This is a genomic window from Amycolatopsis sp. NPDC003861, from assembly GCF_053605405.1.
The window spans coordinates 1-9578 of the sequence record NZ_JBSGJD010000316.1; the positions used below are offsets into that span (position 1 = coordinate 1).

9 protein-coding genes and 1 other RNA gene are annotated in these 9578 nt (G+C 68.2%); 4 read left to right on the forward strand and 6 right to left on the reverse strand.

Annotation, left to right across the window (positions count from 1 at the left end):
* The first annotated feature begins 254 nt into the window (after nucleotides 1-254).
* A complete protein-coding gene (locus ACWEVN_RS43035; protein WP_449688152.1) occupies nucleotides 255-1547 on the forward strand; it encodes a diguanylate cyclase in 1293 nt (430 codons plus the stop codon).
* 33 nt (nucleotides 1548-1580) lie between these two features.
* On the opposite strand, the gene ACWEVN_RS43040 is transcribed toward ACWEVN_RS43035, so the two are convergent.
* From ACWEVN_RS43040 to ACWEVN_RS43065, 6 genes are all read right to left on the reverse strand, one after another.
* A complete protein-coding gene (locus ACWEVN_RS43040; protein WP_452055126.1) occupies nucleotides 1581-1790 on the reverse strand; it encodes a hypothetical protein in 210 nt (69 codons plus the stop codon).
* Between the two features lie 56 nt (nucleotides 1791-1846).
* On the reverse strand, nucleotides 1847-3898 hold the full coding sequence (locus ACWEVN_RS43045; protein WP_452055127.1) for a hypothetical protein: 2052 nt from the start codon (nucleotides 3896-3898) through the stop codon (nucleotides 1847-1849).
* Between the two features lie 278 nt (nucleotides 3899-4176).
* A complete protein-coding gene (locus ACWEVN_RS43050) occupies nucleotides 4177-4386 on the reverse strand; it encodes a hypothetical protein (RefSeq protein WP_452055128.1) in 210 nt (69 codons plus the stop codon).
* Nucleotides 4387-4510: 124 nt separating this feature from the next.
* Entirely contained in the window at nucleotides 4511-5152 is a 642-nt protein-coding gene (locus tag ACWEVN_RS43055; RefSeq protein ID WP_191315430.1) for a response regulator transcription factor, read from the reverse strand.
* 39 nt (nucleotides 5153-5191) lie between these two features.
* On the reverse strand, nucleotides 5192-6325 hold the full coding sequence (locus tag ACWEVN_RS43060) for a sensor histidine kinase (RefSeq protein ID WP_449686653.1): 1134 nt from the start codon (nucleotides 6323-6325) through the stop codon (nucleotides 5192-5194).
* The gene (locus ACWEVN_RS43065) at nucleotides 6322-6996 is read right to left on the reverse strand and encodes a sensor domain-containing protein (protein ID WP_449686654.1); all 675 of its coding nucleotides are present in this window, start codon (nucleotides 6994-6996) and stop codon (nucleotides 6322-6324) included. The genes ACWEVN_RS43060 and ACWEVN_RS43065 overlap by 4 nt, the downstream gene beginning before the upstream one ends.
* A gap of 152 nt (nucleotides 6997-7148) precedes the next feature.
* On the opposite strand from ACWEVN_RS43065, the gene ssrA reads away from it, so the two are divergent.
* The 3 genes from ssrA to ACWEVN_RS43080 all read left to right on the forward strand — a co-directional run bounded on the left by ssrA (nucleotide 7149) and on the right by ACWEVN_RS43080 (nucleotide 9539).
* Nucleotides 7149-7517: a transfer-messenger RNA gene (ssrA, locus tag ACWEVN_RS43070) on the forward strand.
* Between the two features lie 389 nt (nucleotides 7518-7906).
* Nucleotides 7907-8131, forward strand: a complete 225-nt coding sequence (locus ACWEVN_RS43075) for a hypothetical protein (protein ID WP_310975793.1) — start codon at nucleotides 7907-7909, stop codon at nucleotides 8129-8131.
* Between the two features lie 94 nt (nucleotides 8132-8225).
* Nucleotides 8226-9539, forward strand: coding sequence for an acyltransferase family protein (locus ACWEVN_RS43080; RefSeq protein ID WP_452055129.1), 1314 nt, complete (start codon nucleotides 8226-8228; stop codon nucleotides 9537-9539).
* The last annotated feature ends 39 nt before the right edge of the window (nucleotides 9540-9578 follow it).

Sequence of the window (9578 nt, forward strand, 5' to 3'; positions counted from 1 at the left end):
CTGGCGCTCGGTGGTGGTCAGGGCGTCCGTGTCGTCCTGGAGTGCGGTCGACAAAGCGACAGCGAGGATGGGCCCGGCGCACACCATCGCCGCGGCCGGGGCGGCGGGTGCCGCGGTGGCCGTGCCGATCGCGAGGGCGTGGCGCCGGGTCGGGCTGGAGGAGCGATGACCTCAGTTGTCGCGACCGCACATGGTGCGCCTCCCTTCACGACCCCGGGCCGGACCGGCTCCGTCACCGGCCGGACACCATGAGTATGCGGACCGGGGGCGGGATTCCGCGCACCGGGCCGCGGATTCGTGACGTCCTCGTGGCACCGCGCCACTGGGCGCTGTGGCGCCAGGGCCCGCGGGTGATCGCCTACTGCCTGGTCAGCGAGGCGGCGGCGGTGGTGCTGACGCTGCGCCCGTCGCCGGTCGCGGTGGACCGCCGGACGCTGTCGATCCTGCTGGTGCTGCTGGTCCTCGGGGTGGTGCAGTCGGAGACGGGCCGCCGCGTGGAGCGCATCCGCCGTCGCGTGTCGGGGACGCCGCACATCAACATGACGTCGGTCTGGACGTTCGCCGGCGTGCTCCTGCTGCCGCCGCTCCTGCTGGCGGTCCTGGTCGGCGGCCTCTACACGCACCTGGCGATCCGCAGCTGGTACCGCCTGCAGCGGGTCCCGGCGTCCCGCACGGTCAGCAACGCGGCGATCATCGTGCTGTCGTGTTACGCGGCCCAGTCGGTCCTGCGCGCCTCGGGCTTCGCCGACGTCCGCGCGGCCTTGACCCACGGCTGGGCGGGAACGTTCGCGATCACGGCGGCGGGCGTGACGTTCTTCGCGGTGAACGCCCTCCTGGTCCTCCCGGCCCGCCGCGAAGTCGGCCGGACGCCGGAGGCGCTGTTCGGGACGTGGGCGGACAACGGCCTCGAGGTGGCGACGCTTTGCCTGGGGGCGTTGAACGCGGTGGCCCTGGCGACGTTGCCGGGCCTGGTGGTGCTGGTGTTCCCGCCGTTGCTGCTGTTGCACCGGACGGTGCTGGTGAAGCAGCTGGAGGTGGCCGCCCACCGCGACGAGAAGACGGGGCTGTACAACACCAGCGGCTGGCACGCGGTGGCCGAGCGGACCTTGGCGGCGGCGTCCCGCCAGCACACGACGTTCGGGTTGCTGATGCTGGACTTGGACCACTTCAAGCAGGTGAACGACACGTACGGCCACCTGGCGGGCGACGCGGTGTTGAAGGCGGTGGCCCAGTCGATCATCTCGGCGGTCCGCGGCCGCGGTGACGCGGTGGGCCGGTTCGGCGGCGAGGAGTTCGTGGTGCTGCTGCCGGGGATCACCCGGCCGGACGTCGGCCCGGTGGCGGAGCGGATCCGCCGGGCGATCAGCGCGCTGGCGGTCCCGGCGGGTCAGCTGTCGATCACGGGGTTGACGGTCTCGATCGGCATCGCGGTGTACCCGGAGGCGGGGACGTCATTGCAGCGCCTGCTGGACGCGGCGGACACCGCGCTGTACCACGCGAAGGCGACGGGCCGGAACAAGGTGGTCCACGTCGCGGACCTGGTCTGATCAGGCGGCGCCTGCGGCGCGCCCGCTGTGGCTCTAGCAGCCGGCGTTGCCGAGATCCTCGATCGCTTGGCTGTAGACGCCTTGCATTCGACCCAGTGCGAGGTAGAAATCTTCCTTCGACACTTTCGGCCCTGGAACTTCCGACGGCCAATCGTGGTTGTTGAGTACGTAGGCCCACTCCGGCTTGGGTCTACGTGCTCCGAAAAGGCCGACTCGGTCGTCGGCATCCTCGGTCGCGTCCACCACCTTCGCTCCCATCGCGCCGTGGGAAATTAACGAATTGGACGAGTATAACATCTTCATAGATCGACGTCACCCACTTCTTCGTGTTGCAACTCTTCTGGATTGCGAGAGTTGAGGTATGCATAGAAGGAAAACCTGCTGATACAGACCCAGACGATCATGCAGGTATTGATGAAGGCCACGCCGGTCAACATGACCCAAAAGACTGACGTGACACCGATCAATGACCAGTTCAACGGCAAGTGCGGCCAGTCGTACTTCAAGACCTTGGTGACCATGAACAGGGCGCTGGCCACCACAGACAGCACCGCCGTGATCATGAGGCTGCACCGCGCTGCCAGCGTGCTGTCCAGGATGCTGCGCTGCGGCTTGTCGAAGCCGACGAGCGCCGCAGCCACCGCGGGGAAAGCCAACAAGATCGCCGGAGCGTCGGTTCCGGCGTCGGGCTCTCTGGACATTACGACGCCGACGGCCAGGACCAGCAGAAACGCCGTCACAGCGGTGATCGCAGCCCTGAAGACCGAAGCCGGCGGAACTTCGTAAAAGGTGAACTTGAGAGTGGAACGTTCCGGACTTTCCGGGAAAAACCTGCTGTAGAGGTGGCCGTGCGGCTGCCCGAATCGTTTCCGCAGGCGAAGGTGCACCGGCGTCGGCGCGTCCTCGCGCACCGTCTCGAGCACCTGGTCACCCAACGACAACTCCTGCCGGCCCAGAAAAAGGTAGTCAGGGCAGTTGGCTTGAGCGTGGTAACTCTGGCAGCTCGCGGCGTTGTCCAGGCCGACCTCCAGCTGCACCGGTCGAGCTCCCAGAGCTCTCGACATTCCCGCCATCTTGCGGTTCCGGCTCGGCGACGGAAGGAGAGTTTGCTCATACCTGACGATGAACCTGCCTCCCTCATCAGGAGCCACCGCGACCACGACGGCATAGTGGCCCTGGAGTTTGCGTGCCAGGCTCGCAGCCAGGAGTCCCGCGACTTTTGCAACAGCGGGCCGGTTGTCGGCATTTGCCATCTTGTCCAGACGCTCCCAGCCGGCAGGCGACCGTCTCGATGACATGTCACCGTCGCACCGTCGCCGTTGCGCCACGTCAAGGAGGGCGTGCAGCTCAGGTCTCTGCGTCGTCCGGGGACTGAAGCCAGTGGCGAGCAGAATCCGCAAGGTGCACGCGACCAGCTTGAGGTACTCCCGGTAGGTAAGACGCCGGAGGGAAGTTCCATCGGCTCCGCGCACATCGAAGTTGTCTTGAAACGTCCCCTTGCGCGGAATCAAAACGGGAAAGTACACGCTCCGCAGGTCCTCGGGAAGGCGTCCGTCCTTCATGAAGTGAGGACGCGGCAGCTGCGCTTCGATTGTTACCGCTTGCTTGATCGTCCCACCGTTCGGGGTGTACGTCTCGGTAACCCGCTGGCGCACGTCTGCAGGACGAAGCACCGACAGCGCAAGGAACTGTGCCTGCAGGGCATTGATCATCATGTCTTGAGCGGCGTCTACCTGCAGCTTGCGAACAGCGCCGAGCGAGACCTGCTGAACGTGGCGATGAGCGTGCCCGCGTTGAGCCTTGGTCGTCCCATCGATCTTGGCGAAGACGCCGATCAGAAGGACACCCGCACAGATCAAGGTGGCCTTCTCGACAGCCATCGAGAACACGGTCCAAGCCGTGACCGGACCGGACAGCGCTTTTGACAGCGTCAACCCGAATGCTCCCCAAAGAAGCAAAAGACAGCCGGAAACCAGCAGGAGCAGCTGCTTCGCCGCAACCTTGGGGAGGCGAAACGAGAGATCCAAGCGAAACCGCCGCGTCCGCTTGGTTCCTCGGATCGCGCTCTCCAGCTTGTCCTCGAACCCTTTGTTTCGAGTTACCGAAAGCTCTACGAAGTTCGACAGCTCGTCCTGCACTTTTGGGTCGTAAGGACGACGCCGGAGCTGCGGACTCCACTGTCCGTCGGGAGTGTTCGTCAACGCCTCGGTGATCACGGACAGAATTCGGTAAGCTCGCCGCTCGACGGGAGCGACATGACCACCGTCGTCGATCGGTAGTCCGGCTTTCACGCGGCTGCGGATCAGGAGCATCGCTTGCGTGACACTGGAACACAACTCGACGGCGTGCATTGCGAACTCCTTTCAAGCTACAAAGCTCGAATGATGGCCATGGTATTCACGACACATCAGAGTTCGTATGGTCACGCCGGCTTGTTACGATCTCGGGCGACGTCCGATCGAACCGTTACCCGGCAGTCGCCGGTGGCGCGACCGCACAGCAAACGAGACAAAAGATCTCGTAATCGTCCACCAACCGGGCAAGCGATAGCACGCCGACCGCATACTCCGGCGTCAGGTGCGTGCCATCACGTTCCGCCTCGAAAGGGCACCTCGCCGACGCCGGAGGGTCAGGCGAGCCGCCGGCGCCGCCCGACATCGAGGCCCAGCATGGCCAACAGTTCCGCGCACTCCTGAACATCCGAGGAGTGCCCGGCGACGGTGAGGACGGCCCGATCGTTCTGTTCGGCGAGCCGAACGGCCTCCTCGGCTCGTATGACGCCCATCCGGCTGTCTTCGTCACTGGCGGTAGAGCTGCCATTGGAGCGGGCCCAGGTCATCTGGCCACCTACTTCCGACCCGGCGGGTGCCGGGCCATGGTCGGAGCCTCAGCATGACACTCACCGAAAATTCACTCGCAAGTGGGGCCTGTCACACTTCCCTCTACGCCGAGTAGCACGGCACTCAGCGGCCCAGGTACGTCAACACTGCACGGACGCGCCGGTGTTCCTCCGCGCTGGCTTCGAGGCCCAGTTTCGAGAAGATGTTGCCGATGTGCTTCTCCACCGCGCCGTGCGAGACGACCAGGGAGTTCGCGATCGCCGTGTTGGACAAGCCCTGGGCCATCAGGCCGAGGACCTCGGACTCGCGGGCCGTCAGCGCATCCAGGGGGTTGCGGCGGCCGCGGGCCATCAGCTGGGCGATCACGTCCGGGTCGATCGCCGTGCCGCCGCCCGCCACGCGGCGGACCGCGTCCAGGAAGTCCGCGACGTCCGCCACGCGCTCCTTCAGCAGGTAGCCGACGCCGCCGGCGCCGCCCGAGAGGAGCTCCACCGCGTACGACTCCTCGACGTACTGCGACAGCACCAGGACCGGCAGGCCCGGGATCTCCTTGCGGGCCGCCAGCGCCGCGCGCAGGCCCTCGTCGGTGAACGTCGGCGGCATGCGGACGTCGACGATCGCCAGGTCAGGACGGTGTTCCTTGACCGCGCCGAGGAGGTCGTCCCCGTTGTCGACGGCCGCGGCCGTCTCGATGCCCTCGTCGGCGAGCAGGCGGGTCACCCCGGCCCGCAGCAGCACGGCGTCCTCGGCGATGACTACCCGCATCCGGCCCCCAGGTTCGTGGATGAACGGGGTCCAGAATATTCACCACTGGCAGGGGAGGTCAGCCCGGATCACGGTCGGCCCGCCCACCGGGCTGACCACGGTGATCACGCCGTCGATCGTCGCGGCGCGGTCGGCCAGCCCGGCCAGCCCGCCGCCGGGGCGCACTTCCGCGCCGCCGTGGCCGTTGTCGGTGATCTCGACGACGACGTGGTCGTCGGTCCGCCACACCTTCACGCCGGCTTCGGTCGCTCCGGAGTGCTTCGCGATGTTCGTCAGCGTCTCGCCGACGATGAAGTACGCCGTCGTCTCCACCGCGGCCGGCGGGCGCGGGTCGACGTCGACCGAGACGTCCACCGGGATCGGCGACTTCGCCGCCTGCGCCGACAGCGCCGCGTCCAGACCCCGGTCGCCGAGGACGGCCGGGTAGATGCCGCGCGCCAGGTCCCGCAGCTCCGACACGGCGAGCTTCGCGTCCGTGTGCGCCTCGTCGATGAGGTCCCGCACCGCTTGGGGGTCCTGGTCGAACTTCGACTTCGCGCGGCCCAGGCTCATCGCGACGGCCACCAGCCGCTGCTGCGCGCCGTCGTGCAGGTCACGCTCGATGCGACGGCGTTCGGCTTCGGCCGCGTCGACCCCGCGGGCCCGCGACGCCTGCAGCCGCTCGGCCTTCTGCTCCAGCCGCTTCGTGCGGTTCGGCCCCAGCAGGGCCAGCGCCAGCTCGCCGTGCAGCCAGCCGAGCCACGGCGTCACCCAGATCGCCATCGGCAGCAGCACGACCGACGCCAGCGCGATCGCGAACTCCGCGCACGCCAGCGGGAAGGCGGCCATCAGGTACGCCAGGTCACGCCACGTCGTCGCGTCGCTCAGCCGGACCATCCACCGCCGCAGCAGCGGCTGCCCCTCTTCGTACGGCCGCCGCTGCACCGGGGGCAGCGGCACGTTCAGCAGCTTGCCCGCCCAGCTCCGCTCACGGTCGCCGGACCAGCGCACGAAGCTCGTCGTCGCCAGCAGGATCGGGAACCCGATCCAGATCACCGCCGTCGAGACGCCCACCGAGATGCCGACCACGATCAGCACGAACTGCAGGAGCCGGAAGACGAAGCTGACCAGCATGTAGAGGATCGTGCGAGCCGGGTGCGGCCGCGGGTGTTCCAGCTGTTGCGCCTCGCTCATCCCGCCACCAGGTTCTTCTCTTCCGCGTTTTCCCACCAGCGCTCCATCCGGCGGCGCTGCGCCACCGTCGGCCCCAGCAGCCCCGTCGCCAGCCGGGCGTGCACGCCCGCCAGCGCCCTGGTCAACGCCACCGACAACGCGACGAACAACACCCCGAGCGCTGCCCACGGTAGCGCCTCCACCGTGGTGTCCACGGTCAGCCACGGCAGCTCCGAGTTGGGGAACCGGTATTCGCCGCCGGGCAGCCACCGGAAGTAGACGGGCAGGAAGACCAGCGCGAGGCTCGTCGCCCAGAACGTCGTCACGAGCACGAACTCGACCAGGCCCACCGGGAAGAGCAGGGCGAAGTAGGTGAGGTCCCGCCAGGTCGAGGGATCCTTCAGCCGCCCCTTCCACCGCGCGGCCTGCTTGCCGGCCGGCAACGGCAGGTAGGGCAGATCGATGTAGCGGTCCAGCAGCGCGTAGACCCGCGCCCGCTCCAGCCGGGCGGCCCCCCGCACGGCGAGCACGACCAAGGCGAGCAGGCCCACCCCGACCCACACCACGGCGGTCCCGGCGCCGGCCGACACGAACGCCGTCAGGAACCCGAACGCCAGCACCCCCAGCGGCAGGTTCATCAGCAAGAACACCACCGAACCACCGAACGGCGGATCCCGCCTTTCGCTCACCATGACCCTGCTCCTTTCCACGGACACCAGCATCGACGTTCCGCGAGGCCGGCGACATGGTGCGAGCGGGCATCCCGGCAGTAGGGCTGGCCCCACCCTCCAGGACTAAAGCGGTCGCGCCGCGCGTTATGATGGTCAGGTTGTGATCCCGACAAGGGGGTGAACGGTTTCGACTTTGGACGTTGAGTCAGGGGAAGCGTGCCGGTGCAGGCGAGAGACCACCGATAAGCGTCATCGCAAACCAATAAGCGCCGACTCCAGTCAGCGCGAGTTCGCCCTCGCCGCCTGAGCGAGTGCGACTCTGTCGGCCCGGGTTCGCCTCCGGCCCGGGTACCGGCATCAGCTAGGAGGCTCAGCGGCTGTCCCGGCCACGGGGAACAGTCGTGAAGCAAACAGTGGCTGGGCTCGTCACCTCAGCTTGTTCGCGTGACTGAGGGAGTCAAGTAAAGACGTAGCGGACTGCGCACGGAGAAGTCCTGTCGAGACGCCAGAGGACCCGGGTTCAATTCCCGGCACCTCCACCGGCAAGGAGGCTCCGCCCTTACGCAGGGCGGAGCCTCCGCTGCGTTCGGCGGTCAACTGCTGACGTAAGTACCCTCAGGGACGTTGTGACGTCTCGCGAGGGTCTCACTCGGCCCCGCGTTCGCACTACGCGGCGGCCGGCTTGCCACTCGGGCGAACGATGACCGCTGTCGGCCGAATCGGCGGCATCACCGCTTCGGTCTCACTGGGAGCCGGGTAATTACCACCAGGAGCTTCGACTGAAGACCAATAGTATGACGGCTAGGGTCAGTTAGAACGGACGGTGACCGGATCTCCCGTAGGGTGGACAACGAGTCACCCGTTCCGCGGGCGGCACCCCTGTGAGCGCTCACCTACCATGAGCGGACCCGGCGGCGAGAGGAGCGCGCAGATGTCCGACGAGATCCGCTGCGTCCGCTTCTTCGGCGGCCCGCTCGACGGCCGCGTCCAGGAGCTCGGGGACGCCGAGCCGATCCCCGGCACCGTCATCCGGCACATCCACCTGCACGGCGGCCCGAAGATCGAGACCCGCTACGAGCTCGGCCTCACCGAGCACGGCTGGGAGTACCGGGTCGCCGCCACGCAGCACGAACCCGAGCCCGACAACCTGAGGTAGGGGAAACCCCCGCACCCACCGGGGGTGAACAGCACCCCGAACAGGCCGGGCAGCACCGCTGTCTTCCCCGGTCGCACCGGCCAGGCTGAACGGCATGCAAACAGCGGGCCGGGACCGATTCCTCGACGTCGTCCGGGCGGGGGCCATCCTCGCCGTCATCGCCCAGCACTGGATCATGCCGGTGCTCTCCTACTCCGACGGGCACCTCGCCACCGGCAACGCCCTCGCGACGCCGGGCTGGTGGGTCGTCACCTGGCTCAGCCAGGTCATGCCCCTGGTCTTCTTCGCCGGCGGGGCGGCCAACCTGATCTCCTTCCGCCGCGCCGCCTCCACGCGGCAGTGGCTCGGCGGGCGCATCAAGCGCCTGATGGTGCCGGTGCTGCCGCTGATGGCCGTCTGGCTGATCGTGCCGGACTTCCTGCGCGGCCTGGGTGTCCCGCCGCAGCCGGTGCAGGTCGGCAGCGCGATCGCCGCGCAGCTGCTGTGGTTCCTGGCCGTGTACATGCTCGTCGTGCTGCTCACGCCGCTGATGGTCGCCGCGCACCGGCACTGGGGCCTGAAGGTGCCGCTCGTCATGGGCGCGGCAGGCATCCTCGTCGACGTCGCGCGCTTCAACGACCTCGGCTACATCGGTTACGCCAACGCGATCTTCGTCTGGGTCGCCGTGCACCAGCTCGGCTTCCACTACGTCGAAGGCCGCCTCGGCTCGCTGACCCGCCGCGGCGCGCTGACGCTGTCCGCCGCCGGGTTCGGCGTCACCGCGCTGATGGTCGCGTTCGGACCGTACCCGGCCAGCATGATCGGCATGCCGGGCGCGCCGGTGTCGAACATGAGCCCGCCCACCGTGCTGCTCGCCTTCCTCGCCGTCGGCCAGATCGGCCTGCTGCTCGCCTTCCGCCCGCAGCTCAACGCCCTCGCGTCGCGCCCCGGCATCGGCAACGCCCTCGGCTGGCTCGGCGCGCGGTTCATGAGCGTCTACCTCTGGCACATGCCGGCGCTGGTCGTCGTGGCCGGCGTGACGGTGTACGGCCTCGGCTACCAGACGCCCGCGCCGGGCACGGTGTTCTGGCTGATCATGGCGCCGGCGTGGTTCGCGGCGTGCGGGATGGTGCTGGCCGGCCTGCTGCGGCTGTTCGCCCACTTCGAGATGCAGCGCGAAACCGGCGCAACCACCGCCGGGACGCCGCAGCTCGTCGTGGCGGGCCTGCTGGCGTCCGGCGGCCTGCTCGGCCTCGCGGCGCACGGGTTCGCCCCGCTGTCGGACGGCATCGCCCACGGCCCGGTGCCGTGGGTGCTGCTGGCGACGGCCGGATTCCTCCTGGCCGGCAAGCAGATCCCGGTGACCGACCTCCTCGGCCGCGCGGTCACCGTGACCGAACGCGCCCCACTGCCCGGCCTCAAGCGCTGACCCCCTCGTGAGTGGTAAGGCGGGTTCTAACCCGCCTTA

What these genes read in the sequence shown, in the direction of transcription:
- ACWEVN_RS43035 (WP_449688152.1), top strand. Translation starts at nt 255, where the DNA reads ATGCGGACCGGGGGCGGGATTCCGCGCACCGGGCCGCGGATTCGTGAC.
- ACWEVN_RS43045 (WP_452055127.1), bottom strand. Translation starts at nt 3,898, where the DNA reads ATGCACGCCGTCGAGTTGTGTTCCAGTGTCACGCAAGCGATGCTCCTG.
- ACWEVN_RS43050 (WP_452055128.1), bottom strand. Translation starts at nt 4,386, where the DNA reads ATGACCTGGGCCCGCTCCAATGGCAGCTCTACCGCCAGTGACGAAGAC.
- ACWEVN_RS43055 (WP_191315430.1), bottom strand. Translation starts at nt 5,152, where the DNA reads ATGCGGGTAGTCATCGCCGAGGACGCCGTGCTGCTGCGGGCCGGGGTG.
- ACWEVN_RS43060 (WP_449686653.1), bottom strand. Translation starts at nt 6,325, where the DNA reads ATGAGCGAGGCGCAACAGCTGGAACACCCGCGGCCGCACCCGGCTCGC.
- ACWEVN_RS43065 (WP_449686654.1), bottom strand. Translation starts at nt 6,996, where the DNA reads ATGGTGAGCGAAAGGCGGGATCCGCCGTTCGGTGGTTCGGTGGTGTTC.
- ACWEVN_RS43075 (WP_310975793.1), top strand. Translation starts at nt 7,907, where the DNA reads ATGTCCGACGAGATCCGCTGCGTCCGCTTCTTCGGCGGCCCGCTCGAC.
- ACWEVN_RS43080 (WP_452055129.1), top strand. Translation starts at nt 8,226, where the DNA reads ATGCAAACAGCGGGCCGGGACCGATTCCTCGACGTCGTCCGGGCGGGG.